The organism is Streptomyces sp. MMG1533 (assembly GCF_001279775.1).
Classification (GTDB): Bacteria; Actinomycetota; Actinomycetes; order Streptomycetales; family Streptomycetaceae; genus Streptomyces.
Map to the genome: position 1 here is coordinate 85954 of NZ_LGDG01000260.1, position 18913 is coordinate 104866.

General features: G+C 71.3%; 18 protein-coding genes. 13 read left to right on the forward strand and 5 right to left on the reverse strand.

Annotated features, from left to right (window positions below; translation table 11 throughout):
• The first annotated feature begins 28 nt into the window (after positions 1–28).
• Together ADK57_RS38740 and ADK57_RS38745 are read left to right on the forward strand one after the other, a co-directional pair.
• A complete protein-coding gene (locus ADK57_RS38740; RefSeq protein WP_053754463.1) occupies positions 29–1051 on the forward strand; it encodes a Gfo/Idh/MocA family protein in 1023 nt (340 codons plus the stop codon).
• Between the two features lie 93 nt (positions 1052–1144).
• Entirely contained in the window at positions 1145–1915 is a 771-nt protein-coding gene (locus ADK57_RS38745; RefSeq protein WP_053754387.1) for an SDR family oxidoreductase, read from the forward strand.
• A 243-nt stretch (positions 1916–2158) separates the two neighbouring features.
• Here the strand turns inward: ADK57_RS38745 and ADK57_RS38750 are convergent, their stop codons facing one another.
• The gene (locus ADK57_RS38750) at positions 2159–3277 is read right to left on the reverse strand and encodes a D-alanyl-D-alanine carboxypeptidase family protein (protein WP_053754388.1); all 1119 of its coding nucleotides are present in this window, start codon (positions 3275–3277) and stop codon (positions 2159–2161) included.
• 224 nt (positions 3278–3501) lie between these two features.
• On the opposite strand from ADK57_RS38750, the gene ADK57_RS38755 reads away from it, so the two are divergent.
• The gene (locus ADK57_RS38755) at positions 3502–4956 is read left to right on the forward strand and encodes an ABC transporter permease (protein WP_053754389.1); all 1455 of its coding nucleotides are present in this window, start codon (positions 3502–3504) and stop codon (positions 4954–4956) included.
• Between the two features lie 37 nt (positions 4957–4993).
• A complete protein-coding gene (locus ADK57_RS38760) occupies positions 4994–5680 on the forward strand; it encodes an ABC transporter ATP-binding protein (RefSeq protein ID WP_053754390.1) in 687 nt (228 codons plus the stop codon).
• An 18-nt stretch (positions 5681–5698) separates the two neighbouring features.
• Here the strand turns inward: ADK57_RS38760 and ADK57_RS38765 are convergent, their stop codons facing one another.
• Both ADK57_RS38765 and ADK57_RS38770 read right to left on the reverse strand, forming a co-directional pair.
• Entirely contained in the window at positions 5699–6679 is a 981-nt protein-coding gene (locus ADK57_RS38765; protein WP_053754391.1) for an aldo/keto reductase, read from the reverse strand.
• 68 nt (positions 6680–6747) lie between these two features.
• The gene (locus tag ADK57_RS38770; protein WP_053754392.1) at positions 6748–7074 is read right to left on the reverse strand and encodes a hypothetical protein; all 327 of its coding nucleotides are present in this window, start codon (positions 7072–7074) and stop codon (positions 6748–6750) included.
• A 124-nt stretch (positions 7075–7198) separates the two neighbouring features.
• Here ADK57_RS38770 and ADK57_RS38775 point away from each other — a divergent pair, with 124 nt between their 5' ends.
• Entirely contained in the window at positions 7199–7756 is a 558-nt protein-coding gene (locus ADK57_RS38775; protein WP_053754393.1) for a DoxX family protein, read from the forward strand.
• A 52-nt stretch (positions 7757–7808) separates the two neighbouring features.
• On the opposite strand, the gene ADK57_RS50250 is transcribed toward ADK57_RS38775, so the two are convergent.
• Entirely contained in the window at positions 7809–8294 is a 486-nt protein-coding gene (locus ADK57_RS50250) for a nitrate- and nitrite sensing domain-containing protein (RefSeq protein WP_159050217.1), read from the reverse strand.
• Between the two features lie 793 nt (positions 8295–9087).
• Between ADK57_RS50250 and ADK57_RS38785 the strand changes: the two genes are divergently transcribed.
• On the forward strand, positions 9088–10392 hold the full coding sequence (locus ADK57_RS38785) for an MFS transporter (protein ID WP_053754395.1): 1305 nt from the start codon (positions 9088–9090) through the stop codon (positions 10390–10392).
• Between the two features lie 105 nt (positions 10393–10497).
• Here ADK57_RS38785 and ADK57_RS38790 read toward each other — a convergent pair whose 3' ends face one another.
• Positions 10498–11565 (reverse strand): LysR family transcriptional regulator, encoded by a 1068-nt coding sequence (locus ADK57_RS38790; protein WP_234390540.1) that lies wholly within the window; start codon positions 11563–11565, stop codon positions 10498–10500.
• A gap of 121 nt (positions 11566–11686) precedes the next feature.
• Between ADK57_RS38790 and ADK57_RS38795 the strand changes: the two genes are divergently transcribed.
• The 7 genes from ADK57_RS38795 to ADK57_RS38825 all read left to right on the forward strand — a co-directional run bounded on the left by ADK57_RS38795 (position 11687) and on the right by ADK57_RS38825 (position 18893).
• On the forward strand, positions 11687–12670 hold the full coding sequence (locus ADK57_RS38795; protein WP_053754396.1) for a fumarylacetoacetate hydrolase family protein: 984 nt from the start codon (positions 11687–11689) through the stop codon (positions 12668–12670).
• Positions 12667–13629 (forward strand): cyclase family protein, encoded by a 963-nt coding sequence (locus ADK57_RS38800; RefSeq protein ID WP_053754397.1) that lies wholly within the window; start codon positions 12667–12669, stop codon positions 13627–13629. The genes ADK57_RS38795 and ADK57_RS38800 overlap by 4 nt, the downstream gene beginning before the upstream one ends.
• Positions 13630–13800: 171 nt before the next feature.
• The gene (locus ADK57_RS38805) at positions 13801–14964 is read left to right on the forward strand and encodes an FAD-dependent oxidoreductase (RefSeq protein WP_053754398.1); all 1164 of its coding nucleotides are present in this window, start codon (positions 13801–13803) and stop codon (positions 14962–14964) included.
• 44 nt (positions 14965–15008) lie between these two features.
• Positions 15009–16004, forward strand: coding sequence for an amidohydrolase family protein (locus ADK57_RS38810; protein WP_053754464.1), 996 nt, complete (start codon positions 15009–15011; stop codon positions 16002–16004).
• Positions 16005–16017: 13 nt separating this feature from the next.
• Positions 16018–16956: a VOC family protein gene (locus ADK57_RS38815; RefSeq protein ID WP_053754399.1), complete on the forward strand. Its 939-nt coding sequence runs from the start codon at positions 16018–16020 to the stop codon at positions 16954–16956.
• A gap of 213 nt (positions 16957–17169) precedes the next feature.
• Positions 17170–18144, forward strand: coding sequence for a fumarylacetoacetate hydrolase family protein (locus ADK57_RS38820; RefSeq protein ID WP_053754400.1), 975 nt, complete (start codon positions 17170–17172; stop codon positions 18142–18144).
• Positions 18141–18893 (forward strand): SDR family NAD(P)-dependent oxidoreductase, encoded by a 753-nt coding sequence (locus ADK57_RS38825; protein ID WP_053754401.1) that lies wholly within the window; start codon positions 18141–18143, stop codon positions 18891–18893. Before ADK57_RS38820 ends, ADK57_RS38825 begins: the two co-directional genes overlap by 4 nt.
• The last annotated feature ends 20 nt before the right edge of the window (positions 18894–18913 follow it).

The following is an 18913-nucleotide window of genomic DNA, read 5'->3' on the forward strand; positions in this document are numbered from 1 at the left end:
GGGTCACGTGAGCGAGGGTGAGGCCGGGATGACGGAGCAGAGCGTGCGCTGGGGGATCCTGGCGACGGGCGGGATCGCGGCGGCGTTCACCGCTGACCTGGTCGATCTGCCGGAGGCGGAGGTCGTGGCGGTGGCCTCGCGGACCGAGGAGTCGGCGAAGGCGTTCGCGGAGCGGTTCGGCATTCCTCGGGCGTACGGCGGCTGGGACGCGCTCGCTCAGGACGAGGACATCGATGTCGTGTACGTCGCCACCCCGCACTCGGCGCACCGCGCCGCCGCGGGTCTGTGCCTGGAGGCCGGGCGGAACGTGCTGTGCGAGAAGGCGTTCACCCTGAACGCGCGCGAGGCCGAGGAGCTGGTCGCGCTGGCGAGGGAGCGCGGGAGCTTCCTGATGGAGGCCATGTGGATGTACTGCAACCCGCTGATCCGGCGCCTCGCGGACCTGGTGCGGGACGGCGCGATCGGCGAAGTGCGCAGTGTGCACGCCGACTTCGGGCTTGCGGGCCCCTTCCCGCCCAGCCACCGGCTGCGTGACCCCGCGCAGGGCGGCGGCGCGCTGCTCGACCTCGGTGTCTACCCGGTGTCGTTCGCGCATCTGCTGCTCGGGGAGCCGTCGGACATCGCGGCGCGCGCGACGCTGTCCGACGAGGGCGTCGACCTCCAGACGGCCGCCCTGCTCTCCTGGGACGACGGGGCGCTCGCCTCGGTGCACTGCTCCGTCATCGGCGGTACGGCCACCACCGCGTCCGTCACCGGCTCGCTGGGCCGCATCGACATCCCGTACGGCTTCTTCCACACCGACCGCTTCGTGCTGCACCGCGACGGCCGCGACCCGGAGGAGTTCGCGGCCGGCCCGGCGGACGGTCCCCGGGGCAGCCTCAGGCACGAGGCCCGCGAGGTCATGCGCGCCCTGCGGGCCGGCGAGACCGAGTCCCCGCTCGTCCCGCTCGACGGCACCCTTGCCGTGATGCGGACGCTCGACGCGATACGGGAGCGCGTCGGCGTCCGCTATCCCGGGGAGGAGCCGGTGGCCGAGCTCACACCGGCGTGAGCCCCTGCTCCCCCACCTGTGTCACGAAGGACGCCCGCTCTCGGTGTTCCGCACAGCGGGCCCCGTCCAGGCCCTCCCGTACGCTGCGGGCCCATGAATGCCATGCAAACTGCGAAGGATTCGAGGATCGCGGTGGTGACCGGCGCGGGCTCCGGCATCGGCCGGGCGGTCGCCGTGGAGCTGCTGCGGGCGGGCTGGTCGGTGGCGCTGGCGGGCCGGCGGGTGGAGACGCTGGAGGGGACGGCGGCACTGACGCCCGACGGCGCCTCGATCGCCGTACGCACCGACGTGTCACAACCGGGGGACGTGGCCTCGCTGTTCGCCGCCACCGTTGAGCACTTCGCGCGCGTGGACCTGCTGTTCAACAACGCGGGGACGTTCGGGCCGGGCGGGGTGCCCGTCGAGGAACTGCCGTACGACGCCTGGCGGCACGTGGTGGACACCAACCTCAACGGCGCGTTCCTGTGCGCGCAGGCGGCGTACCGGCAGATGAAGGAGCAGGACCCGCGGGGCGGCCGGATCATCAACAACGGGTCCGTCTCGGCGCACACGCCCCGCCCGCGCTCCGTCGCCTACACCGCGACCAAGCACGCGTTGACGGGGCTGACCAAGGCGCTGTCCCTCGACGGACGGCCGTACGGCATCGCGGTCGGGCAGATCGACATCGGCAACGCGGCGACCGACATGACCGAGCGGATGCAGACCGGGGCCCTCCAGGCCAACGGGGAGATCGCCCCCGAGCCGGTGATGGACGTCGCCGATGTCGCGCGGACCGTGCGGCACATGGCGGAGCTGCCGCTGGAGGCGAACGTGCAGTTCGCGACGGTGCTGGCGACGACGATGCCGTACGTGGGGCGCGGCTGAGCCGTCCGCCCGGGTGGTCGAGAACTCAACCTGCACAAACGGAATGTCATCCTCCGCACCATTCGGGCCGGTGGCGGGCTTATGCTCTTCACCTCCTCCACAAGAGCTTCACACTTGGAGGAGAAGGCTTCCGCCGACCGCCCGAGGGGGGTGGCGGCAGCCGTTCCACCACACCGGGTGGGGGTGGACCTCGCGGGATACCGCGGGGTACGCACCGGTGCGGTGGAACGGCTGCCGCGTACGTCAGCTCCGGTGCCGCCCCCCGGCCGCTCCCCTGCCCCCTCCTCCTTCACCCGAGCGCCGCCTGCGCAGCGCGTACGCCCCGCCGGCCAGCAGCGCGGCCGTACTCGCCGCTCCTTCCAGCAGCCGCCAGGGCGAGGGATCGTCCGCCATGGTCCCCGGGGCCCCGGCGGCCGCCTGTGCCGTCCTCCGCGTGGGCGACGGACTCGCCCCGCCCTCACTCAGCGGCTTCGCCAGGATGTCCACCGCCTTCGCCGAACTCCCCTTCCCGAAGCCCCAGTCGAGCAGCGCGGCCGTCTCCTCGTAGACGGCGTTGGCGCCGCTGGCGGGATGCATGACGGTGACCAGGAGCGTGCGGCCGTCGCGGGTGGCAGCACCGGTGAAGGTGTTTCCGGCGTTGCTGGTGTAACCGTTCTTCACACCGATCAGGCCCTGGTACGTCCGCAGGCCGTACGCCCCCGTCAGCAGCCGGTCGGTGTTCTGGATCTGGAAGGTCTTCTTGCCGCCCGCCGGGAAGTCGGCGGTTTTCGTGGCGCAGTACTCCCGGAAGTCGGCGTTGCGCAGCCCGTGCCGGGCGAAGAGCGTGAGGTCGTACGCCGAGGACAGCTGGCCCTTGTGGTCGAAGCCGTCCGGGCTGACCACGTGCGTGTCCGTGGCCTGGAGGTCCGCCGCCCTGGCCTGCATCTCGGCGACCGTCCGGGCGATGCCGCCGTTCATACGGGCGAGCACATGCACCGCGTCGTTCCCGGAGTGCAGGAACACGCCCTGCCACAGCTGCTCGACGGTGTACGTGACCCCGGCCTTGACGCCGACCAGGCTGGAGCCGGCCGGGATGTCCGCCAGGTCGGCCTCGGTCACCGTGTACCGCTCGGTCCGCCCGAACTTCCCCAGCACCGTGTCGGCGAACAGCATCTTCAGCGTCGACGCGGGCGGCAGCTTCCGGTGCGCCTGGTACGCGGCGAGCACCTCGCCGCTGCCGTGGTCGGCGACCAGCCAGGCACGGGCGGTGAGCTTCCGGGGCAGGCCGTCGGCGGCGGAGGCGGGGGCCGCCGCGGCCAGCGGAAGGGCGGCGGCGCTCAGGCCGAGAGCGGCACGTCGGGTGAGCCGAGAAGAACGGTGCATCCCGGGACCGTACAAAGGGAATCTGTGGGCTCGCGCCAAGGGTGCCCGCAGGGTCCGCAAAGGAATTCCCAAGGAAACCGGCCAAAACGGTCTCTCTTACGGGATTCTGATGTCGGGCGTCACTTTCTCAGTCCTCACACACCCTTTACTCAGGGCGACTCAAAGGTTCCTGCCTAGCTTGTGGCAGCGCCCACAGCGGGCGCCAAGAACCTTCGAGGAACGGGATGTTTGGCATCTATCTCAAGCGCGAGCTGAGCCGGCGCAAGAAGGCGGCTCTGGTCATCGCGATGGGTCTGGCGCTCGGAATCGCGCTGGTCATCACCGTCAACTCGGTGTCGGCCGGCATGCAACAGGCGCAGGACAAGGTCCTGAAGTCGCTCTACGGCCTGGGCACCGACATGACGGTCACCAAGGCCCGCACGGCCCCCACCGACAACAGTTCGGGCAGACCGAACTTCGAGTTCGACGCGAAGTCGGACGACGACGAGGAGCAGAGCTCCGACCGGGTGATGACACAGGGAGGTCAGGCCCTGAAGTCCTCGCTCGTCGAAAAGGTCGCCGCGCAGAAGGGCGTGGCGAGCGCGGTCGGCGCGCTGACCCTGAATGTGACGAAGGTCAACGGCTCCTTCACACAGGGCCAGGCGCAGAACCAGGAGCAGGGGCAGACCCAGGGCGGCCCCGGCGGCGGCACCTCCGGCAGCACCGCCCAGCCCCAGGTCCAGGGCGGCGGCGCCTCCTTCGACGTGAACTCCTACTCGGTCGCCGGCGTCGACGTCGCCGACCAGACGCTCGGCCCGCTGGCCGGCTCGGAGATCACCTCGGGCAAGACGTTCACGGCCGCGCAGACCAACGCGAAGGTCGCGGTGCTCAGCAAGTCGTACGCCAAGGAGAACGAGTACAAGGTCGGCTCGACCTTCAAGATCTCCGGCACCAAGTACACCGTCATCGGCATCGCCACGCCCGACAGCAGCGACGCCGGCACCGATGTCTACCTGCCGCTGAAGCAGGCGCAGACGCTGGCCGACGCCAAGGACCAGGTCACCACGATCTACGTCAAGGCGACCGACTCGAAGCAGATCGAGACCGTCAAGTCGACGATCCAGAAGAACATCTCCGGTACGACCGTGACGACCTCCGCCGACCTCGCGGACACCGTCTCCGGCTCCCTGTCCACCGCCTCGAACCTGGCGACCAGCGTCGGCAAGTGGCTGTCGGTCGCCGTGCTCGTCGCCGCCTTCCTGGTGGCCGCGCTGCTGACCTCCTCGGCCGTGTCCCGGCGGGTGCGTGAGTTCGGCACGCTGAAGGCGCTGGGCTGGCCGAGCCGCCGGGTCACCCGGCAGGTCGTCGGCGAGTCCATCGTGAACGGCCTGCTCGGCGGTGCCCTCGGTATCGCGCTGGGCCTCGCGGCCGCCTACACGGTCACCGCGATCAGCCCGAAGCTGACCGCGCAGCTCGGCTCCACCGGCGGCGGTGGCATGGGCGGCGGCCCCGGCGGCGGTGGCCCGGGCCAGCAGGCGACCCAGAACACCATGGAGATCGCCCTGTCCGCCCCCGTCTCGCTGACCACCATCGCGCTCGCGGTGGGTCTCGCGGTGGCCGGCGGTCTGATCGCCGGTGCGATGGGAGGCTGGCGCGCCTCCCGGATGCGGCCGGCCGACGCCCTGCGCAGCGTCTCCTAGGCCCTGACGTCACCCCCACTCACCTCACGGAGCACCCATGTACAGACTCACCGGCGTCACCAAGCGCTACACGCGCGGCAAGGAGACGGTGGAGGCGCTTCGCGGCGTCGACCTCACCATCGAGGACGGCGACCAGCTCGTCATCCAGGGCCCCACCGGCGGCGGCAAGTCGACGCTGCTGCAGATGATCGGCGGTCTCGACCGCCCCTCCGAGGGCAGCGTCGAGCTGGACGGCGTCGACCTCGCCTCCATCAGCGAGGCCAAGCTGACCCGGCTGCGCGCCGAGAAGATCGGCATCATCTTCCAGGCGTTCAACCTGATCCCTACGCTGACCGCACAGGAGAACGTCGAGACCGCCCTCGTCCCGCTCGGCGTGAAACCCGCCGAGCGGCGCGAGCGGGCGGCGGAGGCGCTCAGGTCGGTCGGCCTCGGCGAGCGTCTCGGCCATGTCCCGACCGAGCTGTCCGGCGGCCAGCAGCAGCGCGTCGCCATCGCCCGCGCGCTGGTCAAGCAGCCGAAGGTGCTGCTCGCCGACGAGCCCACCGGCAACCTCGACGAGGGCACCCGCGACGACATCATGGCCCTGCTCGAAGGGCTGTGGCGCGAGCACGGGCTGACCTTCGTCCTGGTCACCCACGACTCGTCGATCGCCCGCCGGGCACCGCGCGTGGCCACCATCAAGGCCGGGCAGATCAGCCTGACCGAACAGGCCGTGCGTCTCTGATTCCCGCGCAGGGGCCGCTCACCGCCCGAGGATGTGGTCGACCTCGGCCATCTGCTCGGCGGTGAGCGGCCCCTTCTCGATCGCGCCCGCGTTCTGCTCGGCCTGCGCGACCGAACGGAAACCGGGGATGGGGACCGTGCGCGGGCTGCGCGCCCACAGCCAGGCGAGGGCGCCCTGGGCGGGCGTACGGCCGCCGCTGGTGAGGATGTCCTTCAGCACGTCGACGCGGGCGACCCAGTCGGGAGCGGCACCGGAGCCCTCCTCGAACCCCTGCAGCCACTCCGGCGGCCGGCTCCGGATGTCCCCGGCCTCCAGCGCCCCGTGCCGCTTCCCGGTCAACAACCCCATGGCGAGCGGACTGCGGTTGATGCTCGCGAGGTTCAGCTCCTCGCACAACGCGATCATTTGAGGCGCGTCCTGCAACACGTTGATCGCGTGCTGTACGGCGGCGCAGTGCTCCCCTTCCGCGAAGACGGCGGCGCGGGCCGGGTCGTCCGTGCTCCAGGCGTACGCCCGGATCAGCCCCTCGCGCACGAACTCCTCGCAGGTGTCGCGGAGTTCGGCCGCGCGCTCCGGGTCGGCGTCCGAGAGGTGCAGTTGGTAGAGGTCGATGTGGTCGGTGCCGAGGCGGGTGAGAGATGCCGTCAGGGCGCGGCGGGCGTAGGCCGGGGTGTCGTCGCCGCCCGTGAGGGTGCGGGTGGCCTCGTCGAACACGTTGCCCCACTTCGTGGCGACGACCACGTCGTCCCGGCGCTTGCCGAGCGCACGGCCGAGGACGCGTTCGCTGTGTCCGGCTCCGTAGGTGTCCGCGGTGTCGAAGAAGGTGACGCCCAGATCGAGGGCGCGCCGGACCGCCCGTACGGACTCCTCGTCGTCTACCTTGCCCCAGCCGAGCGGCTGCCCGTCGGTGCCCTGCCACTCACCGCCGATCGCCCAGCAGCCGAAGCCGAGAGCGCTGACCTCTATGCCGGTGCGGCCCAGTGTCCGTGTGGTCTCCATGCCGGAGAACGCTAGGAGTTGGAGTGCACACGAAGGCAAGGGGTTTCCGCGGGCTGTCGTACGACGTTTCAGGCCTGCCCGGTCTCGAAGCGGGAGATCCTGCCGTCGTCCTCGACCGTGAAGCTCCACCGGGTGCGCATCTCGCCCCAGGAGTCGTTGCTGTAGCGGGCGAGGAGGGCTCGGCCGCCCTGGGACTCGTTGTCGACCTCCATGTGGCCGTGGGAGGTGAAGATCTCCCGGTCGATCCACTCGTCGAGGTCGCGGTCAAAACCGTCGTCCGCCATGGTCGCGCCGGGGGCGAGGAGCTTCAGGAAGGCCTCGCGGTCATGGGCGTTGACGGCGGTGACGAAGGCGCGGACGGCCGGGTCGCTCAGTTTGGCTGTCTGAATCGTCATGGCAGTCAGACTCACACCGCTGTCGGGGGCGCGCCACCCGAACGGCGCCGTGGGCGGGGCCGGTGAATGTGAGGGGTGCGACGGTGGACGTCTGTTCCTGTCACCTGTTCCGGGAGTAGTCATCGTGAGCTGTTACGACCGACGTGATCTGGGCCTTCTGCTGCTCCGGCTGGGCACCGGCGGTGTGCTGGCCGCGCACGGCACGCAGAAGCTGTTCGGGTGGTTCGGCGGGCACGGGCTGGCGGGCACCGGCCAGTTCTTCGAGTCCGTCGGGTACGCGCCCGGGAAGCCGAGCGCCGCGGCGGCGGGGCTGGCCGAGGCCGGCGGCGGCACGCTGCTGGCGCTGGGCCTGGCGACCCCGGCGGCCGGTGCGGCGGCGGCCGGCGCGATGTCGGGAGCGGCCGCGGTGCACACGCCGAACGGCTTCTTCAACCAGAGCGGCGGCTACGAGTACGCGGCGTCCCTGGGCCTGACCGCTGCCGGTCTCGCCGTGGCCGGACCCGGCCGGCTCTCCCTGGACCACGCGCTCGGCCACGCGGTCGACCGGGGCTGGATGGTCCCGGCGGCGTTCGCGGCGACCGGGCTGGTGACGGCGCTGGTGGTGGGCGCTCGGGCCCGGCGGCTGCGGAAGACGGTGGAGGGCGAGCAAGAGGCGTTGTTCGAGGAGACGTTCGACGAGTAGCGGCACGGTGTCCCGCGGGCACGACCGCGTGACAGGCTGCCCGCATGACTGATCAGGCCACCTCCCCCGAGACGACCGAGCCGACCGGGACGACCGGGACGACCGGGACGACCGAGAAAATCGGGACGACCGGGACGAGCCGCTTCCGCACGGTTGCCAACTGGGCCTGGTACTGCGCCGACCCGTCGCCGGCGGAGGAGGAGTCCGCCTTGCGGAAACCGGCGAGGACGGCGTCCGTCTCGCGCCGCTGCGCCTCCAGGGCGGTACGGCTGCCGTCCGACGCCAGCAGGCGGACCGTCAGCTGCCGTTCCCTCTGGAACTCGGCGATCCCGGGCACCAGGGCGTAGGTGGTCTTTGCCGGCTGCCCCTCCTGGTCGGCCTTGTGCCACTGGTCGAACAGTACGGCCGAACCACTGGCCCACAGCAGGATCATCGCTGTCGCCGGAACCACCGCGAGGGCGATGAGCGACGCCCGGATACTGCGGCCGCGACCGGCCCTCGGTGTGATCCCCACGGACTTGCCCCGGTGCCTGCTCACCCCGTCCACCGGCATCCGGTGGCGCGGCAAGGGAGGAGAGCTGCGGTGAAGAACTGGGGCACCGACGAATTCCTTTCGGGTGGCTCGTAACGCGTCGGAACAGAAGGCATGCAGGAACATGCCGATGGGGCTGAGGAGTTGGCGGAGCGCGGCAGAAACGCCGGAGAGAGACTGCGAGTTCACGGCGGGCCCCCGACCCCTCCGCATAGTTGGTTAGGTATAAAACCGAGCCATCCGACCGGGGTCAAGGGATCCCGTAAGCGCACCCGTACACCCGCTTTAGGGCGATCAGTACACTACGCGCGTAGACAATCGGGTGATCCCGCATGCCGCCCACGAAGACGTTTTGGCTGATTACACAGGGTGAAGCGGGGCGGGGAGCCCGCTCGGGCCGCCACCGGGAGACCCCGGACGGACGACAGGGCACGCCTCGGACACGGCCACTGATGTGACCTAGATCACAATACGATGATGAAGTAAAGAGCCCGTAGGCGGTCCTTCACCGTTCTGCCATGCCCGCGAGTTTTCACCCCTGCGCGCGCCGACGGGCCAGTCGCTCAGACCCCGGATCTCACGCCCGCCCTGGTGAAGCACATCCACGGCGTGGATCCCCCGGATACGGGATTCGGATCGCGCGGAGGATGGCGACCGGGCGTCGGACGACCCATAGTCGTCCCTACCCGCACGCCGCTGTCCGGACCAGCCGCCGACGTGCGGCCGTCCCCAGCATGCCGTGCGCCGTAGGCGCCCGTGAAAGGCATGCCCGCTCCCGTCCACCGTCCCTGGAGTCGCCATGCCCGGTTCCGTTCCGTCGCCGTCCGCCACCCCGGTCGACGACCCCGCTCCGTCACCCGTGGCCGTCTCGGGCCGGGCCCATCTGCTGCGCGTGAGTCTGCTGATGGCGGGCAGCTGTCTGCCGATCCTGGGGGCCGTGCTGATCGCCCCGGTACTGCCGAAGATGCAGGACCATTTCGCCTCGGTCCCGGGAGCCAAGGCGCTGGTGCCCCTCGCGCTGACCGTTCCGGCGCTGGCGCTGGCGCTGCTGGCCCCGTTCGCCGGGGTGATCGTTGACCGGTTGGGCCGCAAGCGCCTGCTGATCGTGGCGACCGTCCTGTACGCCATGTTCGGAACGGCCCCGCTCTGGCTGGACTCGCTGGGCGGCATCATTGCCGCCCGCGCGCTGGTCGGAGTCACCGAGGCCGCGATCATGACGTGCTGCACGACACTGATCGGCGACTACTACTCCGGTCACCAGCGGATGAAGTACCTCGCCCTGCAGACCATGTGCGCCTCCGCGTCGGCCACCGTCTTCTTCGTGCTCGGCGGCGCCGCCGGATCGGCGGGCTGGCGCGTCCCCTTCTGGGTGTACGCCGTGAGCCTGGTGCTCGCCCCGCTGATGGTCGCCGCCCTGCCCGACCCGGCGGCCCGCGCGGCCGGCGCGGAGGGCCCGGCCGAGGTCCTGGCCGAGGTCCCGGCCGAGGCTCCGGCCGAGGTGCAGGCCCGCCGTGCGTTCCCCTGGCGGCAGATGGCGGGCATCTGCGCCCTCACCTTCTTCGGGGCGATGGTCTTCTACACCGTCCCGGTGGAGATGTCGTACCTGCTCGACGACCTCGGGGTGGAGAACTCCGGGGTGATCGGTCTGGCCACCGCGATCGCCAGTGCCGCCACCGTGAGCGGAGCGGTCACCTTCGCCCGGCTGAGGCGCTCTCCCGACCCGATGCTGGCCGCCGTTCTCGCGGTCTGCGCGGTCGGCTTCGGGGTGATGTCCCTCGCGGACAGCGCCCCGCTGCTGGTCATCGGTGCGGTGGTCAACTGCGTGGGCACCGGCATGCTGCTGCCCGCCCTTCTCACCAGTGCCATGTCCCGCCTGGCGTTCGAGGACCGCGGCCGTGGCACGGGGCTGTGGATGGCGGCCTTCTTCGGCGGCGAGTTCGTCTGCCCGCTCGTGCTGCTCGCCGGGGAGTCGGTGGTCGGCGGCCTCGCCGGTGCGGTGGGCGTGCTGGGGCTGGCCGCCGCCCTCGTCGCGGCGGGACTGCTGGCGGCCCACCGCCGCGCGGGCGCCGTCGATCCCCGGCCGTTGCCGGAGCAGCCGGCCTGAGGACGCGCAGGCCGACCACCGAGGGCGCGTCGCTCACGGGCTGCCGCCGGACCGGATCAGAGCCGAACGGAGCGCCGGCCCGGCGCTCCGTTCGGCGGAGACGGCCTACGCCGGGCCACTCCCGCGGCCCTGGCCGGTGCCAGTACCGGTGCCCTGGCCAGTACCGGTGCCATGCCCGGAGCCGGAGCCGGTGCCATGCCCGGAGCCGGAACCGGTGCCATGCCCGGAGCCGGAACCGGAGCCATGCCCGGAGCCGGAACCGTTGCCGTTCCCCGTCAGCGTCGCGCCCACCTCCGCGGCCTTCTGCCGCAGCCAGATGTGGGCCGCGTCCTGGGCGTGCACCGGGTGCCACCACATCGCCTCCCGCACCGGTACCGCCTCGAAGGGGCAGGGCAGGACGCGCACCGCGGCGGAGCGGACCGCGATGCGCGCCAGGCGCTCCTGGATCATCGCGACCCGGCGGGTGCCCTCGACCATGTGGGGCAGCAGCTGGAAGGTCTGCACGGACACCTCCACCCGGGGGCTGATCCCTATCATGCTGAGCTGGCGTGCGGCCGGGGCGTCGTAGGGACGCTGGTAGACGGCCCAGGGCAGGCGGCCCAGCTGGTCCAGGGTGAGTTCGTCGCCGATCTCGGGGTTGTCGTCGGCGACCAGGCACAGCCACCGGTCCTGGTGCAGGTCGACGACGGGGAAGCCGTCGATGACGCCGTGCGGCATCAGCAGTCCGTCGACGGTGCTCAACACGGTGGCGGTGTTCTCCACGACGGACGGTGCCGGGTGCTGGAAGGTGAGCCGGATGCCGGGCGCCTCCTCGTGCAGGGCGCGGGCGAGTGCGGCACCGAACACAGCCGCCCCGTAGTCGGAGGCGAGCAGGGTGAACTCGCGGGTCTCCGCGGCCGGGTCGAAGTCGGCCTGGCTGGAGAAGACCCGCTCCAACAGGTCGCACGCGGTGGCGCTGCGGTCGCGCAGGGCGGTGCCGAGCGGGGTCAGCTCGTAGGCGTTGCCGGTCCGGGCGAGCAATTCGTCGTCGAAATGGCGGCGCAGCCGGGACAGCGCCGCGCTCATCGCGGGCTGGCTGAGGCCGATGCGCTCGCCGGCCCGCGTGACGTTGCGCTCCTCCAGCAGTGCGCGCAGGGCGACGACCAGATTGAGGTCGAGTCGGGACAGGTTCACCGGGGGACCACCTAGCGAGCGAGGGCCATCCATGTCATGGATTCGGCGCATCCACAGGATTGATTTCCGTGATTGGCCGATCGGGGTCAGAGTAGTCCGCAACCCAGCAGGAGGAAATCTGATGGCAACGCTCGCGCAACCTGCCGGCCCGTTCGCGCTCGGCACGTTCTCGGCTCGGGACGGGAAGCCGTTCCCCGGCCTCCTGGCCGAGGGCCGGGTACTCGACCTGGGCAGGGCCCTGGACTGGGCACCGTCCGGGGTGCGTGACGTGGTGGAGCGGTGGGCGGACACCCTCCCCCGCCTGCGCGCCCTGGCAAACGACGACGCCCTCGACTGGCGGCCGCTGGAGGACCTGCGGGTGCACGCCCCGCTGGAGCCCCGCCAGATCTTCCAGTCCGGCGCCAACTACCGGCAGCACGTGATCGACCTGGAGGTGGCCCACCGCTCCCCCGACGACCCGCGCACCGTCGAGGAGGCACGCGCGGAGATCGCCGCGGTCATGGACCGCCGGGCCGCCGAGGACCTGCCGTACGTGTTCATCGGCCTGCCCAGCACGATCGCCGGACCGTACGACGACGTCGTACTCCCCGCATGGGCCGAACAGCCGGACTGGGAGCTGGAGTTGGCGGCCGTCATCGCCAAGCCCGCATACCGCGTCTCCGTCGAGGAGGCCCTGGAGTACGTCGCCGGGTACACGATCGCCAACGACCTCACCGACCGCGCCACCGTCTTCCGCCGGGACATGAAGGCCATCGGCACCGACTGGCTGCGCAGCAAGAACGCCCCCGGCTTCACCCCGCTCGGCCCCTGGATCGTCCCCGCCGAGTCCATCGCCGACCCGGATGATCTGCGGGTCACGCTGAAGCTGAACGGCGAGACGATGCAGGACGAGTCCACCAAGGACATGCTCTTCGGCGTGGCACGGCTCGTGTCGTACATCTCCCGGACCGCCAGGCTCCTCCCCGGCGACCTGGTGCTGACCGGCAGCCCGGCCGGCAACGGCATCCACTGGGGACGCCTGCTGCGCGACGGCGACGTCATGGAAGGGTCCATCACCGGTCTCGGTGTGCAGCGCACCCGCTGTGCGGCGGAGACGTCGGCATGAGCCTCGACCGCCACGACCCGGAGGGCGCGATCGCCGAGGCCGCCAAGGCGTACTCCAACTGGGGGCGCTGGGGTGAGGACGACGTGCTCGGCACCCTGAACCTCCTCGACGAGGCCAAGCGACGCGAAGGCGCGGCGCTCGTGCGCCGGGGCGTCAGCTTCTCGCTCTCGCAGCGGTTCGACATGAACGGCCCGCAGAAGGGCTGGCGTCGGCGCACCAACCCGGTGCACACCATGCTCGACACCGGCACCGACGCGGCGCTGGGCAACCAGGGCTTCCCGCACGGCATCGGCGGCGCGGACGACGTGATCGCGATGCCGTTGCAGTGCTCCACGCAGTGGGACGGGCTCGGGCACATCTTCGACCACGGCAAGGCGTGGAACGGGCGGGCGGCCGAGAAGGTCGTCACCTCCGACGGCGACCTCGTCACCGGCATCGAGCACATGGCGCCGTACGTCGCGGGACGTGGCGTACTCCTCGATGTCGGCCAAGTCATCGGTGAGCAAGGGGAGTTGGCCGACGGCTTCGCGATCACCGAGGAGCACCTGACCGCCACCGCCCAGGCGCACGGGGTGTCCGTCGGCCGCGGCGACATCGTCCTCGTCCGCACCGGACACCTCGCCCGCGCCCGTCGGGACGGCTGGGGCGACTACGCGGGCGGACCCGCGCCCGGCCTGTCGTTCACCACCGCCAGCTGGCTGCACGGCACCGAGATCGCCGCGATCGCCACCGACACCTGGGGTTTCGAGGTGCGGCCGAACGAGTTCGAGCACGCCTTCCAGCCGCTGCACCAGGTCGTCATCCCCAACGTGGGCCTGCTGATCGGCGAGATGTGGGACCTCGACGCCCTCGCCGCGGACTGCGCCGCCGACGGCGTGTACGAGTTCTGGCTCACCGCCGCACCGCTGCCCATCACCGGAGCCGTCGGCTCCCCCGTGAACCCCATCGCCGTCAAGTAGCCGCTCAGGCAGTCCTCCAAGCCGCCGGATGCGCCCTCCCCGGACAGTAACGGCGCATCCGGCCCGTGCCCCGTCCTCCACCCCGTCCCCACCCCTGGCCCGCGTTCCCAGCGGGCGAGCCGCACCCCCGCCGCCCGAAGCCGCGCGGCCCAATCTCAGGAGGTCCCCGACATGGCTGACAGCCCTACCCTCCCCCAGCCTCCGGCCGGGGGGACCCCCAACGTCCTCGTCGTCGGCGGAGGCACCTCCGGAAACGCCCTGACCGTCCTGCTGCGCCGGGCCGGGATCGCCGTCGACCTGGTCGAGGCGAGCCCCGACTGGAAGGCCGCCGCCGGAGCCGGCATCACCCTCCAGGGCAACGCCCTGCGCGTGTTGCGCGAGGTCGGAGTCCTCGACGGCATCGAGAAGGACGGATTCGCCGCCGAGGGCGTCGCCATCCTCGCCCCCGACGGCACCGTGCTGCACGCCCACGAAGAACTCCGCACGGGCGGCGACGACCTGCCCGCCCACATCGGCATGCGGCGCCCCGGACTCCAGCAGCTCCTCATCGACCAGGTACGCGCCTCGGGCGCCGACGTCCGCCTCGGCACCACGGCCACCGCGTTCGAGCAGGACGGCGAGGGCGTGGACGTCACCTTCTCGGACAGCACGAACCGCCGCTACGACCTGGTGGTCGGCGCCGACGGTCTGCACTCCGCCACCCGCGAGATGATCGGCATCACCGACAGGCCCGAGCCCACCGGCATGGGCATCTGGCGCGCCCCCGCGCCCCGCCCGGCCGGGGTCCGCCGCACCGAGATGGTCTACGGCGGCCGCTGTTTCATCGCCGGGTACTGTCCGACCGGCGAGGACACGGTCTACGCCTATCTCGTGGAACGGCTCCGCGACCGGGCCTCGTTGAACCCGGACACGTACGCCGACGAGATGCGGGCGCTCAGCGAGGGCTACGACGGCGCGTGGCAGGAGCTCCGCACCGCGTTCACCGACCCGAAGGCCGTGAACTACACCCGCTTCGACCGGCACCTGGTGGAGGGCCCCTGGCACCGCGGCCGGGTCGTGCTCGTCGGCGACGCCGCCCACGCCTGCCCGCCCACCCTCGCCCAGGGAGCGGCGATGTCCCTGGAGGACGTCCAGGTCCTCGCCGAGTTGCTGACCGGCCGGGACGACTGGGACGACCGGCTCCTCACCGAATACCACGCCCGACGGCTACCCCGCGTACGCATGGTCGTCGACGCCTCCGTCCAGCTCGGCCAGTGGCTGCTCGACGGGGTGCGCGACGCGGACGTACCCGGACTGATCGGCCGCACCATGAACGCGCTGAAGGAACTCCCGTGACCGAGCACGTGACCGAGCCTGTCATCGATTCCGTCATCGATTCCGTGTCGGTACCGACGATCGACGTCCACGCCCACCTCCTGCTCCCGGAGGTGGAGGAGGCCGTCGCCGGCCACCCCGGCCTCGCCGAGGCCCGCGCCCTCGACGCCCGCCGCAACGGACCGGCGGCCCTGACCGTGAACGGTCCGATGGTCGGCGCACGCGTGCCGAAGCTGACGGACCCCGCGGTGCGGCTGGCGGCCATGGACGCACAGGGCGTGGACATCCAGCTGGTCAGCCCGTCCCCGTCGCACTACCACTACTGGGCCGAGCCCCAACCGGCCGAGCGGATCTGCCGGTTGGCGAACGAGGGCACCGCAGCACACTGCGCGAAGGCTCCCGACCGGCTGCACGGCCTGGGCCTGATCCCGCTCCAGCATCCCGACCTCGCGGTCGGCCTGCTCGACCACGCACTGGATCAGGGGCTGAGGGGCGTGGAGATCTCCTCGCACGCGCCCGGCCACGAGCTGTCGGATCCCGCGTACGAACCCCTCTGGTCCCGTGCGGAGGAGACGGGCGCCCTGCTCTTCCTGCACCCGTTCGGCTGCACGCTCGACGAGCGACTGGACCAGTGGTACCTGTCCAACACCGTCGGCCAGCCCACCGAGAACGCGGCCGCCCTCTCCCACCTGATCTTCTCCGGCGTCCTGGACCGCCATCCGGGCCTGAAGCTGATCGCCGCACACGGAGGCGGATATCTCCCCACCCACATCGGCCGCTCCGACCACGCCTGGCGGGTCCGCCCCGACGCCCGGGGCTGCTCACAGGAGCCCAGCAGCTACCTGAGGCAGCTGTACTTCGACTCCCTCGTCCACGACCCCCACGTACTGCGGGAGCTGCTGCGAGCCGCCGGTCCGGAACGGGTCCTGCTCGGCTCCGACTTCCCCTTCGACATGGGCACCGACGACCCGCTCGGCGCACTGCGCGCCGCGGACCTGCCCGACCACGACTTCCACTCCGTCCGCGGCGGAAACGCCGCCGCCCTGCTCGACCTCGTCTGAGGAGGAACCCCCCATGAGCAACCGTCTGCTCACCCACCTGCGGCACGTCGACCTCGCCGTGCCCGACTACGACAAGCAGCTCGACTTCTACGCCGGCGTCTGGGGCCTGACCAAGGTCACCGAGGACTCCGGCATCTCCTTCCTCGCCGCCGAGGGCAGCCCCGAGCAATACGTCGTGCGGCTGCGCAAGGCCGACGAGAAGCGCCTCGACCTGGTCTCCTACGGCGCCGGGAGCACGGCCGACGTCGACACCCTGGCCGAGCAACTCCTCGCCGGGGGCGTGCGGTTGATCTCCCAGCCGGGCAAGGTGGACACCCCTGGCGGCGGCTACGGCTTCCGCTTCTTCGACGTCGACGGGCGCACCATCGAGGTCTTGGCCGACGTCGAGGTCAGGCAGCACCGCAGGATCGAGGAGAAGGAGTCGATCCCGGTCAAGCTGTCGCACGTCGTCCTCAACTCGCCGGACCTCGACAGGACACGCGAGTGGTACGAACGCCACCTCGGCTTCCGCCACTCCGACACACTCAGCTCGCCGCACGTCGGTGACGTCATGCACTTCATGCGGATCAGCAACCAGCATCACTCCATGGCCATCGCCAAGGGCCCGCACACCTCGCTGCACCACGTCTCCTTCGAGATGCGCGGCATCGACGAGTACATGCGCGGCTCCGGCCGCGTGATGCGGGCCGGCTTCCAGAAGGTCTGGGGTCCGGGCCGGCACATGGCGGGCGACAACACGTTCACGTACTTCCTCGACCCGCACGGCAACACCGTCGAGTACACCACCGAGCTGGAAGTGCTGGACGAGGACACCTGGCACCCGCACGTCTACGACTTCTCCAAGCCCGAGGTCACCGACCAGTGGGGCACCGCGAACCCGATGAACGAACTGGTCGCCAAGGAGTCGTTCAACGACGTCGACCGCGGCTGCTTCGTGGCCCCGCCGGTCTGACCGGCCGATACTCCGGCCTCCGACCCTCTGGCCTTCCGGCCCTCTGACCCTCCGGTCCTCCGACCTTCCGCCCCGCAGGGTCCACAGGCGCCCGGGGGCGCGGCGATCCCCTGTCAAGGCCCTGACTGCCCGCCGCGCCCCCGGGCCTTCGCACTCGCCTTCCCGCCTTCCCGCCTTCCCGCCTTCCCGCCTTCCCTCCGACAGGACCCTTCCATGCGTTTCGCCTCGTACGAGTACCGCGACCGAAGACGACAGGTGGCCGTCGTCGAAGCGGACGGCACGCTCTACCCCCTGCCCGGCGTCGACTCCCTGACCGGCCTGCTCGCCGAGGGAGGCGGTCTGCCCGAACTACTCGACGCGGGCTCCGCGAAACTCGACGTCCCGGCCGGTCCCCACGTCTCCGAGGTACGACTGCTGCCGCCCCTCCAGCCGCCCACCGTGCGGGACTTCGTCACCTTCGAGGAACACGTCGAGGGCATACGGCGGTCCGTGGACGGAGCCGCCGGAGTGCCCGAGCAGTGGTACGCGGCCCCGACGTTCTACTTCACCAACCCGTACGCGGTGTACGGCCCGCACGACGACATCCCCGTGCCCCCGGGTTCGAGCGTGCTCGACTTCGAGCTCGAAGTCGCCGCCGTGATCGGGAAGGAGGGCCGCGACCTCACCCCCGAGCAGGCCCGCGACCACATCGTCGGCTACACCGTCTTCAACGACTGGTCCGCCCGCGACCTGCAGTCCGCCGAGATGAGGGTGGGCCTCGGCCCGTGCAAGGGCAAGGACACCGCCACCACCCTCGGCCCGTACCTGGTCACCGCCGACGAGCTGGAGAAGTACCGCGACGAGGACGGCTTCCTGCGCCTGGCGCTGACCGCCGAGATCAACGGCGAGGTGGTCGGCAAGGACCTGCTGTCCAACATGAGCTGGACCTTCGAGGAGATGACCGCCTACGCCTCGCGCGGGACCTGGGTGCGTCCCGGCGACGTCCTCGGCTCCGGCACCTGCGGCAACGGCGGCTGTCTGGCGGAACTGTGGGGTGTACGAGGCCGGCGGGACCCGGCACCGCTGAGGCCCGGCGACACGGTCACGCTCACCGTGGAAGGCATCGGCAGCGTCTCCAACACCGTGGTGACCGGCCCCGGCCCCGTATCGCTCCCGGTCGCCCGGCGCCGCCCCAGGGAGCGGCCGTGACCGCCGGCCTCCGTCCCGAGCGGCTCCTGGGCAAGGTCGTCGTGGTGACGGGCGCGGCGGCCGGCCAGGGCGCCGCGGAGGCCCAGGCACTGACCCGGGAGGGCGCCCGGGTGATCGCCACCGACGTCACGGAGGCACCCGGCTGCCGCCGCCTGGACGTCACCAGCGAGAAGGACTGGGCGGAGCTCGCCGCCGACCTGCGCGAGGCGTACGGACAGGTGCACGGCTTGGTCAACAACGCGGGCGTCACCTGGCGCGCCCGCATCGACGAGGTACGTCCCGAGGACATGGCGCGGGTCCACGCGGTCAATGTCACCGGTCCGCTCCTGGGCATCCAGCACCTGGTGCCGTTGATGCGCGCGGGGGCGTCGATCGTGAACGTCGGTTCGTCGGCGGCGCTGACCGCCCACTACCCGGTCGCGTACACGGCGAGCAAGTGGGCGCTGCGCGGCCTGTCGAGGACCGCCGCCATGGAACTGGGGCGCCGCGGCATCCGCGTGAACACCGTCCACCCCGGCTTCATCGAGACGGACATGACCGCCTCCGCGGCGCCGGCGTTCCGCGAGGCGAACCTCCTCGGGACGCCGCTCGGCCGCACCGGGACGGTCGACGACATCGCCCCGCTCGTGGTGTTCCTGCTGTCCGACGACGCGTCCTTCATCACCGGAGCTGAGATCCCGGTCGACGGCGGCCTCACCTCGCACGGCGGCGCCAAGCCGATCTCGGACGCCCTGCGCACAGACGCCTGAGCAGCACCAACGGAAGACAG

Bases quoted from the DNA above. Each gene is read 5' to 3' on its own strand.
- ADK57_RS38740 (WP_053754463.1), top strand. From the start codon at position 29: ATGACGGAGCAGAGCGTGCGCTGGGGGATCCTGGCGACGGGCGGGATC.
- ADK57_RS38745 (WP_053754387.1), top strand. From the start codon at position 1,145: ATGAATGCCATGCAAACTGCGAAGGATTCGAGGATCGCGGTGGTGACC.
- ADK57_RS38750 (WP_053754388.1), bottom strand. From the start codon at position 3,277: ATGCACCGTTCTTCTCGGCTCACCCGACGTGCCGCTCTCGGCCTGAGC.
- ADK57_RS38755 (WP_053754389.1), top strand. From the start codon at position 3,502: ATGTTTGGCATCTATCTCAAGCGCGAGCTGAGCCGGCGCAAGAAGGCG.
- ADK57_RS38760 (WP_053754390.1), top strand. From the start codon at position 4,994: ATGTACAGACTCACCGGCGTCACCAAGCGCTACACGCGCGGCAAGGAG.
- ADK57_RS38765 (WP_053754391.1), bottom strand. From the start codon at position 6,679: ATGGAGACCACACGGACACTGGGCCGCACCGGCATAGAGGTCAGCGCT.
- ADK57_RS38770 (WP_053754392.1), bottom strand. From the start codon at position 7,074: ATGACGATTCAGACAGCCAAACTGAGCGACCCGGCCGTCCGCGCCTTC.
- ADK57_RS38785 (WP_053754395.1), top strand. From the start codon at position 9,088: ATGCCCGGTTCCGTTCCGTCGCCGTCCGCCACCCCGGTCGACGACCCC.
- ADK57_RS38795 (WP_053754396.1), top strand. From the start codon at position 11,687: ATGGCAACGCTCGCGCAACCTGCCGGCCCGTTCGCGCTCGGCACGTTC.
- ADK57_RS38800 (WP_053754397.1), top strand. From the start codon at position 12,667: ATGAGCCTCGACCGCCACGACCCGGAGGGCGCGATCGCCGAGGCCGCC.
- ADK57_RS38805 (WP_053754398.1), top strand. From the start codon at position 13,801: ATGGCTGACAGCCCTACCCTCCCCCAGCCTCCGGCCGGGGGGACCCCC.
- ADK57_RS38815 (WP_053754399.1), top strand. From the start codon at position 16,018: ATGAGCAACCGTCTGCTCACCCACCTGCGGCACGTCGACCTCGCCGTG.
- ADK57_RS38820 (WP_053754400.1), top strand. From the start codon at position 17,170: ATGCGTTTCGCCTCGTACGAGTACCGCGACCGAAGACGACAGGTGGCC.